Origin of the sequence: Methylomonas sp. EFPC3, from assembly GCF_029643245.1 — a bacterium.
GTDB lineage: Bacteria > Pseudomonadota > Gammaproteobacteria > Methylococcales > Methylomonadaceae > Methylomonas > Methylomonas koyamae_B.
Genome location: NZ_CP116398.1, coordinates 4261141 through 4275052, shown reverse-complemented (window position 1 = coordinate 4275052; position 13912 = coordinate 4261141). Strand labels below are relative to the sequence as shown.

Sequence of the window (13912 nt, the reverse complement as noted above, 5' to 3'; positions counted from 1 at the left end):
TTATCTCCCAGGTTTGTGGTACCGATGCGGCACGAAAGGTAGCCGGCAGACTGTCAAATCGATTGCCGAGTTCCGCACCAGGGCTTTGAGGCGGGTGCCGGTTGTGGCGACGCGTTGATCGACCAAGGCCATCGCGATCGGCCGGTTCAAACTCGGCGAAAAGCTGCCGCTGCTGACGATGCCAACTTCGCTATCAGCGTTACCCAGCAAGACAGCGCCATCCCGAACCGGAATTTTCCCGTCCACCAGCAAGCCGACGCGTCGGCGGCCGACCGCGTTTTGCCGCTGCGCCAGAATGGTTTCAGCGCCGGGAAAATCGGTGTGGCCTTTCTTGAAAATCCAGCCCAGGCCGGCCTCGATCGGTGTAATGGTTTCGTTCAATTCATGGCCGTACAGGCAAAGTCCGGCTTCCAGCCTCAGAGTGTCGCGGGCACCCAAACCTATCGGCTCGACGCCGTCCTCGGCCAGCAACACTTTGGCGACTCGTTCGGCCTCCGCAGCCGGCAACGAGATTTCAAAGCCGTCCTCGCCGGTGTAGCCGCTGCGGCTGACGCTGCAAGCTACACCGGCGATGCGGGTGTCGCAGACTTGCATGAACTGCAGCGCCGTGGCGTCAGGCGAAAATTTTGCGATTACCGCAGCCGCTTCCGGGCCTTGCAAGGCCAACAAGGCCTGGTCGGCCAGTTCCCGAAATGCAGCTTTGCCGGCCAATTTTTCCCGCAGATAGGCAAAATCCTTGTCCTTGCAACCGGCATTGACGATGAGACCGACGCCGTCCGCCAGCCGAGTAACGATAATGTCGTCGATGACGCCGCCGTGGTCGTTGGTCAGTACCGAATATTTTTGGCTGTTAACCGGCAAATCGAGGATGCCACCCGGCGTCAGCTTTTCGATGGCCTCAGCCGCCCCATCGCCAAGCGCCAGGCATTGGCCCATATGGGAAATATCGAAAAAGCCGGCCCGACTGCGGCAATGCAGGTGTTCGTGGATGATACCGCGCGGGTATTGCACCGGCATTTGGTAGCCGGCAAAAGCGGTCATTTTGGCGCCCAGTTGCTGATGGAGGGCGGCAAGCGGGGTTGGTTTCAAGTCTGACATGGCGGGCCGGCTATTGCTGGTTGCGAGAGCGTCAGTCTACCAGCGTATCGGGAAACACCGCGGTCCGCCGGTGTAGCTGGCCTACGGTGCGGATTCGCCGTTTGCCGCTGCGGGCGGCTGTGCCGAGGCGGCGCTGTGCTGTAAATCGGCACCGCAATCGGGACAATAGCGCTGCTCCGCACCAACCAAGGCACCGCAAGCATAGCAGTGGAGGCTTGGCTGCAATGAGCTGCCGCACTCCCCGCAATACTTGGCCGTGGCGGATACCGCCGCGCGGCATTGCCGGCAGCGGCGCTTGTCGGCGGCGGCCAGCCACGGCCGGAGCCTGGCCCAATCGCTCAGTGCCAGAACCAGTCGGTCGGCTTGGCGGTAGGCGCGCAATACCAGCCAAACGCTGACGCCAACGATTAACGTCAATACGCTACCGTAATAAATCGTTTTGCCGGTGGCATTGACGAAGGGCGCCAGCACCTCCCAAAACAGGCTTTGCGCGGCAACCAGTATCGCCAACGCGCATAGCGGTTCGGCAATATCCTTGGCAAACACCAGCACTCCGCCGCGGTCCGGCACCGTTTGCAGCGCCAGACTGGCGCAAAAGTAAAACAGCACCAGAGCGGCCAGTTTCGCTGCGAACCAGACAATCTGCCCGGCCTTGAAATGCCAGAACAATTCCAGCTGGTCCATCATCGGTACCAGCGATACCGCCTTGCCGATGGCCAGTATCGTCAACAGCGTTACCAGCAGTTGGGCGGCGCGCAGAGCGGCACTGTTTGCGGACATGTTGCCTCCTTCGACGGGATATTCAAACTGATGCACGAAATCTTCGATCGGCTGGACGGAGCGCCGTATCCGGCAACCGGATAACGTCCGAACTCAAGCTCTTGGCTAGCGTAGCATAGAACAGGCGCCGGCGGGATTGGCGGCAGCGCCTGACGTTCGGAACTGAAAATCAAGGCTTGGCGAGATACTCGAAAAACTCCTGCATCCACTCCGCTCCGCGTTTTTTCGGAAACTGGTTGGGGTGAGTCTTGACCCATTGCAGGGCGTAGATCATCGGCACCGAATCCGGCTGAGTGATGTGCTTGGTTTTCCAGAGCTTGCGCACCAGCCGCGAGACCTGAAACTTCAATTCGATGTGTTTGACCGTATCCGGAGACGGCTCCCGGCAATGCTCGGCCGGCGACGTGACCAGGTATTCGCGGCAGGCCAGCGGCCGGTCGGGGTGAATCGAACAACTCTCAGCCTCCAGAAACGGGCAGGCGATGTTCTGGCGGAAATACTCCAGCGCGTGGCTCTGCACGGCGTCGTGAGTCGTGCCCTGCTCCAGTTGCTGCTGCAAGCGCTCCAGCCAGCCGATCCGGTCCAACTGCGCACAACCGTCGGCAAAACGTTGTTTGACCTCGCTGCGCCTGGGCTCCGGCAAGCGTTCGACCAAGGCGGCGATGTGGTAAGCCTCGAATTCGGCCAGCGGCACCACCTGCCGGCAACAGGCGCCGCACCCGGCCTGGCAGGAAATGGCCTGGTCGGTGCCGACGAAGGCCGCAACCGCCGTATCGACGAATTGGTTATCGATCTGCTGCAATGCCGGCAGCACGCCGAGCGGCGTCACCTTGTCCGCGGGGACCGCGAACTGCAACGCCACCGGCTGGCCGTAGAGCGTCAAATTGACTTGGGCGGATACATTCTTGGCCATGTTTTAAAACTCGTTTGCTGAATTAAGCGGCCGGGCAGCCGCCGGTCAATTTTAGCGCCTTCGGCCGGCCGGAGTGGTTTTGTTTCAATGCGAAAAGCAAGCTCGCCGGGCGCTCACGGCCTTACAAACCAACGGCTGCCACCACTGCCAGAAAAATCCCTTTCCCATTGCGGGAAATTAATGTTAAAAGTTTGCACTCAACCATCCACGAGGAAATGCCTGTGATCTCAGCCGTAATTTACATTCTGACCGTCAGTTTCGCCGCCTACGCCATTTACAGAGTTCAGGCCAAATAGGCCCTAGCCCGGCAGATGTCCAGCGCCAACCTCATCCCACCTCCGGCGGGGACGCCGCGCACTTATTGGGTCAAGGAAAGCGCTTTCGGCATCTGGTTTCTGAATACCTACATCTGGCGGCAGCGGGTACTACGCATCGCACTGACCGATCTGACCAGGTTGTTGCCGTCTCCCCCGCTCCGGCCGGCGATTCTGGATATCGGCTGCGGCCGCGGCAATTCGTTTGCGCTATTGGAGCAGCAGTTCCAACCCAAACATATCGCCGGCATCGAAATCGATCCGACATTGCTGGCCGACGCGGTCCGCGCCGGGGCCGGCTGCGCCTGCCCGGTCGACGTCGCTTTAGGCAATGCCGAGCAGTTACCGTATCCGGACGCCAGTTTCGACCTGCTGTTCTGCCACCAAAGCTTCCACCACATCGTGCAACACCGGCGCGCGATGCAGGAATTCCACCGGGTCTTGAAACCGGGCGGCCTGCTGCTGTTCGCCGAATCCTGCAAGCGCTTCATCCATTCCCTGCCGATTCGGCTGCTGTTCCGGCATCCGATGCAGGTGCAAAAAACCGCCGATGAATACATCGCCTTGATCCGCGACAGCGGCTTCAAACTGGACGATAGCGCCATCTCCAAACCCTATTTGTGGTGGAGCCGGCCGGATATCGGCGCGCTGGAATGGTTCGGCTTTTCCCTGCCGCAGCGGCCGGAACCGACCTTGGTCAATCTAGTCGCCGTCAAATAAGGTGGCGGTATTGCAAGCCCTCCGCCGCGGCCTGCCGGCCGCTTTTACCCTGATATTGGCCGCAGCATGCGCACCGGTGCCGCCGGCAGCGGATACCGCCGCGCCAACCTTGGCGCCGCCGTTGGGCCCGGCCCGACACATCCTGCAACTGGTGACCGCGACCTGGCCGGGCGGCAGCGACAGCCTGCTCTGCGCACTGGAATTGACTGCTGAACGCATCGCAATGGCCGGCACCAGCAAAGACGGTCTGAGTTTGTTCAATTTGAGCTACGACGGCGAAAACTTGGCATTGGATAGAAATCCGTTGCTGCCGGATGCGGTCGACCCGCGCGCCATCGTCGCCGATATGCAATTGATCTATTGGCCTGTCGCGCTGTTGCAAGACAATCTCCCGCCCGGCTGGCATCTGCAAACCGATGCCAACCGCCGCGAACTGTTCCAAGACGCGGAAAAAATCGCCGAAATCGTTTATCTGTCCAATGAAGCCGATTGGCCGCGGCACGCGGAATTGGCTAACCTGCGCTACCGCTATCGCTTGACCATCGATACCCTGAGCTATGAACTGCTACCTGAATGACTTAGGCATCCTCTGCGCATTGGGCAGCGGCCAACAGGAGGTTCTTGACGGCTTGTGGCGCGGCGACCGCGGCGGGCTGCAACCGAGCGACGCATTCAGCCCGGGCCGCAGCCAGTACCTGGGCGCAGTCACAACACCGCTACCCGAAATACCGGACACACTGGCCGTGTACGCCTGCCGCAACAACCAACTGCTGTTGGCCGCGGCAGAACAGATTCGCCCCGGCATCGAAGCAATGCGCGAACGCTTCGGCCCGGAGCGGATCGGCATCGCCCTCGGCACCAGCACCTCCGGGGTCCGCAATACCGAACTGGCTCTGGCTTATCAGGCCGAGTACGGCCGGTTGCCGCCCGCTTACCACTACAAGCAACAGCAGATGGGGGCCGGCGCCGATTTTCTGGCCGAATATCTGCTAGTCCGCGGACCGGCCTATACCCTGTCCAGCGCCTGCGCCTCCAGCGGCAAGGCCTTTGCCTCGGCACAACGGCTGCTGGCGATGGACTTGTGCGACGCCGTGATCGTCGGCGGCGCCGACAGCCTGTGCGGCTTGACCGTCAACGGCTTCGCCGCGCTGGAATCGGTCGGCGCCGGCTTGTGCAAACCCTTCGGCCGCCACCGCGACGGCATCAACATCGGCGAAGCCGCCGCACTGTTCATCCTGAGCAAACAGCCGGGGCCGGTCTGCTTGCGCGGCGTGGCGGCGACCAGCGATGCCTACCACTTCTCGGCCCCCGATCCGGACGGCACCGCCGTGCAAACCGCGATGCGGGCCGCGCTGGACCAGGCCGGCCTGACACCGGCGCAAGTCGATTATCTGAATCTGCACGGCACCGCGACTCCGTTGAACGACGCCATGGAAAGCAAGGCCGTACATGCCGTGTTCGGCGCCGACACGCCGGTCAGTTCCAGCAAAGGCATGAGCGGCCACACCCTGGGCGCGGCGGCGGCGCTGGAACTGGGCTTTTGCTGGTTGTTACTGCAAAGCAACGATGCTCAGGGCCGCCTGATCGCCAACATCAACGGCGACGATATCGACCCCGACCTGCCGCCGTTGAATTGGGTGGCGCCGGGCCAGAGCCTGGGCCGGCCGTTAACAGTGTGCCAAAGCAACTCCTTCGCCTTCGGCGGCAGCAACGTTTCGATCGTGATCGCGCAGGCATGACAGCCGTGACCGATTGGGACATCGCCGAGTTATTGCCGCATACCGGCGACATGGTATTGCTGGACCGGGTAGTCAGCTTTGAAGAGGACCGGCTCAGCGCGGTGCTGACCGTGCGCGGCGAAGGCCTGCTGTTCGGCGACGAACGCGCGGTACCGGCCTGGGCGGCGCTGGAATACATGGCGCAAGCCATCGGCGCCTATGTCGGCCTGCAAGCCAAACAGGCCGGCCAGCCGATCCGTCTCGGTTTCCTGCTCGGCAGCCGCCTGCTGCAAAGCAATGTCGGCACATTGCCGGTCGGCTGCGAACTGGCCGTGACGATCGAAAAAATCGTACAGGACGAGCAATTAGGCGTTTTCGATTGCCGGGTTAGCGGCGACAATATCGAAATCAGCGCCAAGCTGAATGTCTACCAACCTCGATCCGACCAATCCTTACCCGATGAATAACACTGTTCTCGTCACCGGCTCCAGCCGCGGTATCGGCAAAGCCATCGCACTTTACCTGGCCGGGCGCGGCTACGACCTGGTGTTGCATTGCCGCAGCCGGCGAGCCGAAGCCGAGGCTGCCGCCGCCGAAATTTCGCAGATGGGCCGGCAAGCGCGCATCCTGCAATTCGATATCGGCAACCGCAGCGAATGCGCCGACATTTTGAACGCCGACGTCGAAGCCCACGGCGCCTACTACGGCGTGGTCTGCAACGCCGGCATCAGTGCCGACAATGCCTTTCCGGCCTTGACCGGCGAGGACTGGGACAGCGTGATCCGCACCAATCTGGACGGTTTTTACAATGTGTTGCAGCCGCTGGTGATGCCGATGGTCAGGCGGCGGCAACCGGGGCGGATCGTGACCCTGTCGTCGGTTTCCGGTTTGATCGGCAACCGCGGCCAGGTCAATTACAGCGCGGCCAAAGCCGGCATCATCGGCGCGACCAAAGCCCTGGCGCTGGAACTGGCCAAGCGCGAAATCACGGTCAATTGCGTGGCGCCGGGCTTGATCGACACCGACATGACCGAAGCCTTGCCGCTGGACGAAATCAAACAAATGATCCCGGCGCGCCGGGTCGGCCGCCCGGAAGAAGTTGCCGCGGCGGTGGCATTTCTGCTGTCGGCAGACGCCGGCTACATCACCCGCCAGGTGATTGCGGTGAACGGAGGCCTGTGTTGAAGCGGGTGGTGGTTACCGGCATGGCCGGTTTGTCGCCGATCGGCAACGACTGGCCGACGATAGCCCAGCATCTGCAAAGCGGCCGTACCGGCATACGCGCCCTCGCCGAATGGGACCAATACCGGGGCCTGAATACCCGGCTGGCGGCGCCGGTGGAATTCGAACGGCCGGCCCACTACAGCCGCAAACAAACCCGCAGCATGGGCCGGGTAGCGCTGCTCGCGACTTACGCCACCGAACTGGCTTTGGTCGACGCCGGCTTGCTAGATCACCCCTGTCTGGGCAGCGGCAATACCGGCATCGCTTACGGCAGCTGCGCCGGCAGTTTCGAGGCGATCGCCGATTTCGGCAATATGCTGTTGAATCACGCCACCGACGGTCTCAACGCCACCTCGTACATCCGGATGATGGCGCATACCGCGCCGGTCAATATCGGCCTGTTTTTCGGCATCAACGGCCGGGTGTATACCACCTCCAGCGCCTGTACCTCGGGCAGCCAGGGCATCGGTTACGCCTACGAAGCGATCAAATACGGCAAGCAGCAGGTCATGGTGGCCGGCGGCGCCGACGAATTGTCGGCCTCGGAAGCGGCGGTGTTCGACACCCTGTTCGCCACCAGTCTGCGCAATGCCGAACCGGACAAATCCCCACGGCCGTTCGACCGCGACCGCGACGGTCTGGTGATCGGCGAAGGCGCCGGCACGCTGGTACTGGAGGAACTGGAGCATGCCCTGGCCCGCGGCGCGCATATCTACGCCGAAGTCGCAGGTTTCGGCACCAACTCCGACGGCCTGCACGTGACCCAGCCGGACGCAGCCAGCATGCAAACCACGATGCGGCTGGCGCTGCAGGATGCCGGCCTGCCGGCGTCGGCCATCGGCTATATCAGCGCCCACGGCACCGCCACCGAACATGGCGATATCGCCGAAAGCCGCGCCACCTTCGCAGTATTCGGCGGCAACACCCCGATCAGCGCATTGAAAAGTTTCACCGGCCACACCCTGGGCGCTTGCGGCGCGCTGGAAGCCTGGGCAACGATCATGATGATGAACGCCGGCTGGTTTCACCCGACCGCGAATCTGGAGCAGGTCGACCCGGCCTGCGCCGATCTGGACTATATTCGTGACCAAAGCCGGTTGGTGGACACCGAGTACGTGATCAGCAATAACTTCGCCTTCGGCGGCATCAATACGGCGCTGATTTTCAAACGTTTTTAACCGGTGGAGGAATAGCGTATGAAAAAGTTGAGTTTATTGGTCGCCGTATTGGCCGCCCAAGGTTGTGCCTCGCCGGTGATCCGGATCGAACCGGTGCCGGCCACCGAAACCATCAGCCGCCTGTGCATCAAGGAAAATCCGAAAACCTATATGGAGGACTTCCTGCCCGAAGTCCGCGCCCAGTTGGCGGAACACGCCATCGAAACCGAACTGCTGGGCCAAGGCGGCGATTGTCCGTATACGATGAGCTACGAGGCGCAATGGTCCTGGGATTGGTTTTGGACTTTTAGCGTATATTTGTCGCTGGCGGAATTCTCGGTCAACAAGGACGGCCGCCAGATCGGCATGGCCTCCTATAACGCCAGCTTGGGGCCGTCCGCCGTTGGCCGCACCAAAAACAAAATCCGCCCGTTACTGATAGAACTATTCCGAAAATAAACCGTAACGTTTTATTCAACCCAGGAGACAACCATGCTGAACAAGATCGTACTCGCGCTGTTTTTGAGCCTGTTGGTGGGCTGCACCACTACCGGCCATTTCAAGGTACCGGAAGGCTCGCAATTGTATCTGTACAAGCGACCGCAACCGGTGGACATTAAAGCCAACGGCGAAGTCACGACCCGGCCGTTCTTCTGGACCGCAGCCGGCATGCCGCCGGGCGGCGGTATTCCTTACCGGCTAGAGAAAGACGGCAAGGTGGTGAAAGAAGGCAAGCTCCGCGCCAAATTCCGGGTGGTTTCCATTTTCTGGCCGCCGTTCTCGTTGATTTACTGGCCGATGGGTCTGAATCCGAACATCACCTACGACTTGATTAACGACAAACAGGAATAATCCGCACCGCTTCGGTTCCGGCCCGGCCGCCGGCCGCGAACCGAAGCCCGCCGGCCCGTTGCGCCGGCATTGCCTGTAGCACCTGACCACAGCGGCAGCGGCGAGAATAGGCATAATGGCTTTTCCCGTTAGCCGGAATGCTGTTAAATTAAACGGCAAACGATGACGCCGAACCCGTCCGGCCGTCAAACCACCACTCCGGCAACTTACGATTCAACACATGCTTACCCAACCACAAGCCGACAAACTGGCCGACGCCTGGCTCCAGGCCTGGAATAGCCGCGACCTGGCGCAGATCATGGAACACTACGCCGACGCGATCGAGTTTCGCAGCCCGTTCATCGTCAAACTCATGGATATCGCGGACGGCAGCCTGCGCGGCAAACCGGCTTTGGCAGCCTATTTTGCCCAGGGTCTGGCCAAATTCCCCGAATTGCATTTCACGCTATTGCAGGTCCTGCCGGGTGTCGGTAGCGTCACCTTGTTGTACCGTAGCGTGAACGACCTGCTGGCGGCGGAAACGATGGAAATCGACGCCGCCGGTAAAATTTGCCGGGTCATGGCGCATTATTGCGACCCGGCGGCCGCGGCCCGCGGCGCATCATTGGAATCTTGATACACGGGAGCTTATCGATATGAGTTTGAGTCTGGTTATCGGCAATAAAAATTACTCGTCCTGGTCGTTCCGGCCCTGGTTTTATTTGAAACACCACGATATCGAGTTCGAAGAGATCCGGATTCCGCTGTACCAGGAAGAATCCAAAGCCAAAATCCTGCAATACTCACCGTCCGGCAAAGTCCCGGTATTGCTGGACGGCGAACTGCGGGTTTGGGATTCGTTAGCCATTCTGGAGTATCTGGCCGAACGCTTCCCGCAAACCCAGGGCTGGCCGGACGATTTTGCCGAACGGGCGTTGGCGCGCTCGCTGGCGGCGGAAATGCATTCCGGTTTCACCGCATTGCGCACCTATTGCGGCATGAATTGTCGGCGCACGCCGGCCGCGAAGCACTTGCCGGAAGGGGTGCAGCCGGATATCGACCGCATCGGCGAAATCTGGCAACAATGCCGACGCCGGCACGGCAAAGACGGCGCCTGGCTGTTCGGCCGTTTCGGCATCGTCGACGCGATGTACGCACCGGTGGCGTTCCGCTTCCACACCTACCAGTTGGTCACCAACCCGGACGCCGAAGCCTATGTGCAAACCGTGTTGCACAGCCCGGAAGCGCAAGCCTGGATCGAAGCCGGCAAACAGGAAAGCGAAGTCATCAGCGCGTTTGAGTAAAGCACCATTGGGAACTGCGCCGTTTTATCGGTGAAAAGCAGCGCAAAGCTGATTTAAAAGCCGGAGCGCGGTCCGGGATACCGAATTTTGGTGTTTTATTCTGCCGAAAGAAATTCGACGGTTGGAGCGAAGTGGTGAGTGGTCGGTAGCGGCCCGTTACTGGCATTGAGCTTTGATTTCAAATGACTGCAATGGTTTATAATTTCGTCATTCTATCCGCTTTTACGTAACGCTATTAATAACAACCTTAGTTACAAAAATAACTAACTTTCTTGCAGAATATGGCCATGAAAAATCTTTCCAATCTATTGACTACGATTAATGTCACTCTGTCCGATTTACTATTAGATCCCAACAATCCACGTTTTTCTGAATTGGGCGAAGAGCTAAATCCTATTCCTGAGGGCCGTTTTCTAGATATCAAGGTCCAAGCCAATACGTTTGACAAAATGAGGGACCCTCTCTTTGATGTCGCTGAACTACGCGATACTATCAAAACCATAGGTTTCCTTCCCATGGATAGAATTGTTGTTCGCAAATGGAAAGGTAATTCTGAAGAGGTACCACTTAAATATGTTGTAATTGAAGGGAACCGTCGAGTTACTGCGCTTAAATGGCTAATAAATTTGCATGACATCGGCAAGGAAACGTTTGATGATGAAAAGCTTGAGAATTTAACAAGAATTGAATGTCTACTATTAGATGATTCTGCCGTTACTACAACTGCAACTTTAATATTACCGGGGCTACGCCATGTATCTGGGGTAAAGCAATGGGGAGCTTATCAGAAAGCGAAAGCAGTTCATGCACTTAGAAAGAGCGGTATGACACCGCAAGAAGCAGCACAGAGTCTTGGTCTTTCAACCCGTGCCGCCAATAGTGCTTATAAGTGTTTCTTGGCTTTGGAGCAAATGAAGATTGATGAGGAGTATGGTGAATACGCCGAACCAAAAATGTACAGCTATTTCGAGGAAGTGTTTAAGCGCTCAAACCTTCGCAACTGGCTGGGCTGGAGTGATGAGAGTGAGCGTTTTACAGAAGAAGAAAAGTTAACTGAGTTTTATAGCTGGATGGCTCCTCAAAGTGAGGACGATCCAATTCCAAAGCTACCAGAGTCAAAAAGTGTTCGAGACTTATCCCAGATTATTGGTGATGAGAATGCGCTGAATATTCTTCGAGGCTCAGAAGGTTCATTGACACGAGCCCTGGCACGTTACGAAGTTGATCATCCCGAAGACTGGTACCCTAAAGTAGTAGCCGCCACTTCGGCAATCAAGTCATTAACGCCAGATATTCTGCGTAGCATGGATGAAAATACCATCAAGAGCCTAGAGGAATTGGTTGCACGCATTAATCAAGCTCTGAATGATAGAAAGTTGCTGATTAATTAAGTTTGCATTGCAATATGGCTAAACCTTCATCACAAGTTCTTGCTGGATGGGCAAAAGAAGTCTTAATTGAAGCATCGTGGAATTCTCTCGATTCAGTAATCATCACGGGAATAAAGAAGAACTGGCCTAATATTTCTGAAACTACTCTTTATGAGTTAGTCGAGGAAAATTTACAGCATATAGCCGAGCTTCTGAGAAACGAAGCGGCTGAATGGAGAATAGATGGAACATTGCCGATTTACGAAATTGACGATGACCCTACTAATCCGTACGTAAAATCTCTGGAAAATAACTCGCGTGAAGTGTTATCGCACTTGAGAAAAATTTCACCTGCGAATTTTGAATTTGTGTGTGCTCGTATTTTAAAAGCACTCGGTGCCGAAACCTCTCATGCAACTCGGCAAACCGTTGATGGTGGAATTGATTTTCAGGCATTCAGAATAAATATTGTTCCCTCAGCGTTGGGTGTACCCGTTGGTTGCAAAGCTGCTGTAATTGGTCAGGCAAAGCGATATAAGGCTGGCAACTTAGTGCGGGAGGTCAACATTAGAGAGTTTGTAGGGGCTGCCATTCTTCGCCACCACGAATTGTTACTCCAAGGAGATCTACTACGCCTATCGCCAACGCTGTTCGCATTTTGGACAACTTCAGACTTTGATCCCGGTGCAAGGAAGTTTGCAAGAGCGTTAGGGCTTTGGCACATGGATGGTCGCACCCTCGCAAACTATGTCAAAGAACTATCTTTGGAGGATGAGATATTTGACCTGCCTAAGGATTCTGAGACCGAATTGATTTCTGGTCAGTGAGGATCAATATGTCAGCCCGCGTAAGGCGTATTAGCGATAGCGTAATACGCCGCATAATTAAAAGCCAACTTGCGGCGCAATACGGCTTAGCTTATTGACGTATATGGACTCCTCCCGTTTTGCAAGCAAATCACTTCTGTTGGTAAAAGGTACGACTGCACACGTATATCCGGCCTTACTTGAGCATCATAGGCTCTGGCCATAATGGGCTATTCGCGCGCTGGTTCCTTATCGCCCTAACGTGCTCTTGGGCACAACTCAATAGTCAGGTTTTACCAGCGCCGGTTCGTCCGGTTGCCATCAGGGTGATGCTTCGCAATCGAGTGGATTGCTCTTTTATCTCAATCGGTTTGGGCGTGACAGTTTACTGTCAGGCCCAAGCCGATTCCCCAGCCGGCCGGTCTCGGTCCGGTTGGTAGTCGATGTTCTTGCTCAATAACGCCCAAGCAATTCGAGCGTTTTTATTGGCCAAGGCGACGGCGGCGATGTTTTTGTTACGCCGCTCGCTGAGGGTTTGCAGCCAACGGCTGCGCGGATCGTCTTTTTGCCCGGCGACTTTGAGCACGGCCCGTGCGCCGTGAATCAACAAGGTCCTCAAGTAGGCATCGCCGCGCTTGCTGATGCCCAACAGCCGTTCCTTGCCGCCACTGCTATGTTGACCTGGCGTCAAGCCCAGCCAAGCCGCCATGTCCCGTCCACGCTTGAATTGCTTGCCGTCACCCACGCCGCTGACCAGGGCTGTGGCGGTAATCGGGCCGATGCCCGGAATTTGCTGCAGACGTTTGGCGCCCGGATCGGTATCGGCTTGGCGTTGAATGCGTTTATCCAGATCTTTGACGCGCTCATCCAGGCCGATCAAATCGTCTTTTAAACCGTTGAGCAAACTTCGGAAGTGGCTGGTCAGGTGGTTGTCACCATCTTCCAATAAGCCCGGTAGCGCTTTGCGTAAGGTTTCCAGGCGTTGTCCGACGACGATGCCGTATTCGGCCAGCAAGCCGCGAATTTGATTGGCCTTCTCGGTGCGCTGACTGACCAATTGACTGCGTATGCGATGCGTGGCCTGTAGGTCTTGCTGAGCCACCGTCTTGATGGCTACGAAACGCATCGTTGGTCGCGAGACCGCTTCGCAGATCGCTTCCGCATCATTGGCGTCGTTTTTGTTCGCCTTGACATAGGGTTTGACGAATTGCGGCGCAATCAATTTGACGGTATGACCCAGTTTTTCGAGTTCTCGTCCCCAGTGGTGGGCACTGCTGCAGGCTTCCAGGCCAATCAAACACGCCGGCAAGTCCCGAAAAAACGGCAGCATTTGCTCGCGTTTAAGTTTTTTCTTCAGCACGGTCTGTTCGTGGCTATCGACCCCATGCACTTGAAACACCTGTTTTGCCAAATCAATTCCTATACGTTTAACATTCATCTCGGACTCCTCCTTCCGCTTGTCGGATAGCTTTAGTCTATCCCTCTGGCACCCGATGCCGCTAGGAGGGAGGAGTCCATCCCATTGCCCTACCCAATTACACCGTTCGGCCTTGGCTTCGGTTAGTATTGCATCACCCGTCCAAATTCTCTCGTTCCGAATCCTCTGAACGGCGACCCGCGCGCGGTAGTTCAGTTCCCGATTATAATTTGCTCCCCGCCGCTTCGGCGCCAGCGTCA

Annotated in this window: 16 protein-coding genes; 12 read left to right on the top strand and 4 right to left on the bottom strand. The window is 57.5% G+C overall.

Translation table 11 applies throughout. The annotated features are described in order from the left end of the window. The 3 genes from gcvT to PL263_RS19570 all read right to left on the bottom strand — a co-directional run bounded on the left by gcvT (position 1) and on the right by PL263_RS19570 (position 2791). The gene (gene gcvT, locus PL263_RS19580; protein WP_278210951.1) at positions 1–1098 is read right to left on the bottom strand and encodes a glycine cleavage system aminomethyltransferase GcvT; all 1098 of its coding nucleotides are present in this window, start codon (positions 1096–1098) and stop codon (positions 1–3) included. 81 nt (positions 1099–1179) lie between these two features. Next, entirely contained in the window at positions 1180–1878 is a 699-nt protein-coding gene (locus tag PL263_RS19575; RefSeq protein ID WP_278210950.1) for a zinc ribbon domain-containing protein, read from the bottom strand. A gap of 169 nt (positions 1879–2047) precedes the next feature. After that, positions 2048–2791 carry a YkgJ family cysteine cluster protein gene (locus tag PL263_RS19570; RefSeq protein ID WP_278210949.1) on the bottom strand — a complete coding sequence of 248 codons (744 nt, stop codon included), beginning with the start codon at positions 2789–2791 and terminating at the stop codon, positions 2048–2050. 311 nt (positions 2792–3102) lie between these two features. Here PL263_RS19570 and PL263_RS19565 point away from each other — a divergent pair, with 311 nt between their 5' ends. From PL263_RS19565 to PL263_RS19510, 12 genes are all read left to right on the top strand, one after another. After that, complete coding sequence (locus PL263_RS19565) at positions 3103–3825, top strand: class I SAM-dependent methyltransferase (protein ID WP_278210948.1); 723 nt, start codon at positions 3103–3105, stop codon at positions 3823–3825. A 10-nt stretch (positions 3826–3835) separates the two neighbouring features. Next, positions 3836–4402 (top strand): DUF3261 domain-containing protein, encoded by a 567-nt coding sequence (locus tag PL263_RS19560; protein ID WP_278210946.1) that lies wholly within the window; start codon positions 3836–3838, stop codon positions 4400–4402. Beyond that, positions 4383–5564 carry a beta-ketoacyl-[acyl-carrier-protein] synthase family protein gene (locus tag PL263_RS19555; RefSeq protein WP_278210945.1) on the top strand — a complete coding sequence of 394 codons (1182 nt, stop codon included), beginning with the start codon at positions 4383–4385 and terminating at the stop codon, positions 5562–5564. The genes PL263_RS19560 and PL263_RS19555 overlap by 20 nt, the downstream gene beginning before the upstream one ends. Further along, entirely contained in the window at positions 5561–6010 is a 450-nt protein-coding gene (locus tag PL263_RS19550) for a 3-hydroxylacyl-ACP dehydratase (protein WP_278210944.1), read from the top strand. The genes PL263_RS19555 and PL263_RS19550 overlap by 4 nt, the downstream gene beginning before the upstream one ends. Beyond that, positions 6003–6728, top strand: a complete 726-nt coding sequence (gene fabG, locus PL263_RS19545) for a 3-oxoacyl-ACP reductase FabG (protein ID WP_278212897.1) — start codon at positions 6003–6005, stop codon at positions 6726–6728. The genes PL263_RS19550 and fabG overlap by 8 nt, the downstream gene beginning before the upstream one ends. Continuing rightward, complete coding sequence (locus PL263_RS19540) at positions 6725–7945, top strand: beta-ketoacyl-ACP synthase (RefSeq protein ID WP_347568955.1); 1221 nt, start codon at positions 6725–6727, stop codon at positions 7943–7945. Before fabG ends, PL263_RS19540 begins: the two co-directional genes overlap by 4 nt. Before the next feature lie 18 nt (positions 7946–7963). Beyond that, positions 7964–8383 carry a hypothetical protein gene (locus PL263_RS19535; RefSeq protein WP_278210941.1) on the top strand — a complete coding sequence of 140 codons (420 nt, stop codon included), beginning with the start codon at positions 7964–7966 and terminating at the stop codon, positions 8381–8383. Between the two features lie 33 nt (positions 8384–8416). Continuing rightward, positions 8417–8776: a hypothetical protein gene (locus PL263_RS19530; RefSeq protein WP_140914226.1), complete on the top strand. Its 360-nt coding sequence runs from the start codon at positions 8417–8419 to the stop codon at positions 8774–8776. A gap of 220 nt (positions 8777–8996) precedes the next feature. Beyond that, positions 8997–9392 carry a nuclear transport factor 2 family protein gene (locus PL263_RS19525; protein WP_278210940.1) on the top strand — a complete coding sequence of 132 codons (396 nt, stop codon included), beginning with the start codon at positions 8997–8999 and terminating at the stop codon, positions 9390–9392. Between the two features lie 19 nt (positions 9393–9411). Further along, entirely contained in the window at positions 9412–10059 is a 648-nt protein-coding gene (locus PL263_RS19520) for a glutathione S-transferase family protein (protein WP_278210939.1), read from the top strand. A gap of 287 nt (positions 10060–10346) precedes the next feature. Further along, on the top strand, positions 10347–11450 hold the full coding sequence (locus PL263_RS19515; RefSeq protein ID WP_278210938.1) for a ParB/Srx family N-terminal domain-containing protein: 1104 nt from the start codon (positions 10347–10349) through the stop codon (positions 11448–11450). A 14-nt stretch (positions 11451–11464) separates the two neighbouring features. After that, positions 11465–12256 (top strand): restriction endonuclease, encoded by a 792-nt coding sequence (locus PL263_RS19510; protein ID WP_278210937.1) that lies wholly within the window; start codon positions 11465–11467, stop codon positions 12254–12256. A gap of 370 nt (positions 12257–12626) precedes the next feature. On the opposite strand, the gene PL263_RS19505 is transcribed toward PL263_RS19510, so the two are convergent. Then, positions 12627–13673 carry an IS110 family transposase gene (locus PL263_RS19505; protein ID WP_278209722.1) on the bottom strand — a complete coding sequence of 349 codons (1047 nt, stop codon included), beginning with the start codon at positions 13671–13673 and terminating at the stop codon, positions 12627–12629. Between the last annotated feature and the right edge of the window lie 239 nt (positions 13674–13912).

Excerpts from the sequence above, each read along its gene's own strand:
- gcvT (WP_278210951.1), bottom strand. The coding sequence starts at position 1,098 with ATGTCAGACTTGAAACCAACCCCGCTTGCCGCCCTCCATCAGCAACTG.
- PL263_RS19575 (WP_278210950.1), bottom strand. The coding sequence starts at position 1,878 with ATGTCCGCAAACAGTGCCGCTCTGCGCGCCGCCCAACTGCTGGTAACG.
- PL263_RS19570 (WP_278210949.1), bottom strand. The coding sequence starts at position 2,791 with ATGGCCAAGAATGTATCCGCCCAAGTCAATTTGACGCTCTACGGCCAG.
- PL263_RS19565 (WP_278210948.1), top strand. The coding sequence starts at position 3,103 with ATGTCCAGCGCCAACCTCATCCCACCTCCGGCGGGGACGCCGCGCACT.
- PL263_RS19555 (WP_278210945.1), top strand. The coding sequence starts at position 4,383 with ATGAACTGCTACCTGAATGACTTAGGCATCCTCTGCGCATTGGGCAGC.
- PL263_RS19550 (WP_278210944.1), top strand. The coding sequence starts at position 5,561 with ATGACAGCCGTGACCGATTGGGACATCGCCGAGTTATTGCCGCATACC.
- fabG (WP_278212897.1), top strand. The coding sequence starts at position 6,003 with ATGAATAACACTGTTCTCGTCACCGGCTCCAGCCGCGGTATCGGCAAA.
- PL263_RS19535 (WP_278210941.1), top strand. The coding sequence starts at position 7,964 with ATGAAAAAGTTGAGTTTATTGGTCGCCGTATTGGCCGCCCAAGGTTGT.
- PL263_RS19530 (WP_140914226.1), top strand. The coding sequence starts at position 8,417 with ATGCTGAACAAGATCGTACTCGCGCTGTTTTTGAGCCTGTTGGTGGGC.
- PL263_RS19525 (WP_278210940.1), top strand. The coding sequence starts at position 8,997 with ATGCTTACCCAACCACAAGCCGACAAACTGGCCGACGCCTGGCTCCAG.
- PL263_RS19520 (WP_278210939.1), top strand. The coding sequence starts at position 9,412 with ATGAGTTTGAGTCTGGTTATCGGCAATAAAAATTACTCGTCCTGGTCG.
- PL263_RS19515 (WP_278210938.1), top strand. The coding sequence starts at position 10,347 with ATGAAAAATCTTTCCAATCTATTGACTACGATTAATGTCACTCTGTCC.
- PL263_RS19510 (WP_278210937.1), top strand. The coding sequence starts at position 11,465 with ATGGCTAAACCTTCATCACAAGTTCTTGCTGGATGGGCAAAAGAAGTC.
- PL263_RS19505 (WP_278209722.1), bottom strand. The coding sequence starts at position 13,673 with ATGAATGTTAAACGTATAGGAATTGATTTGGCAAAACAGGTGTTTCAA.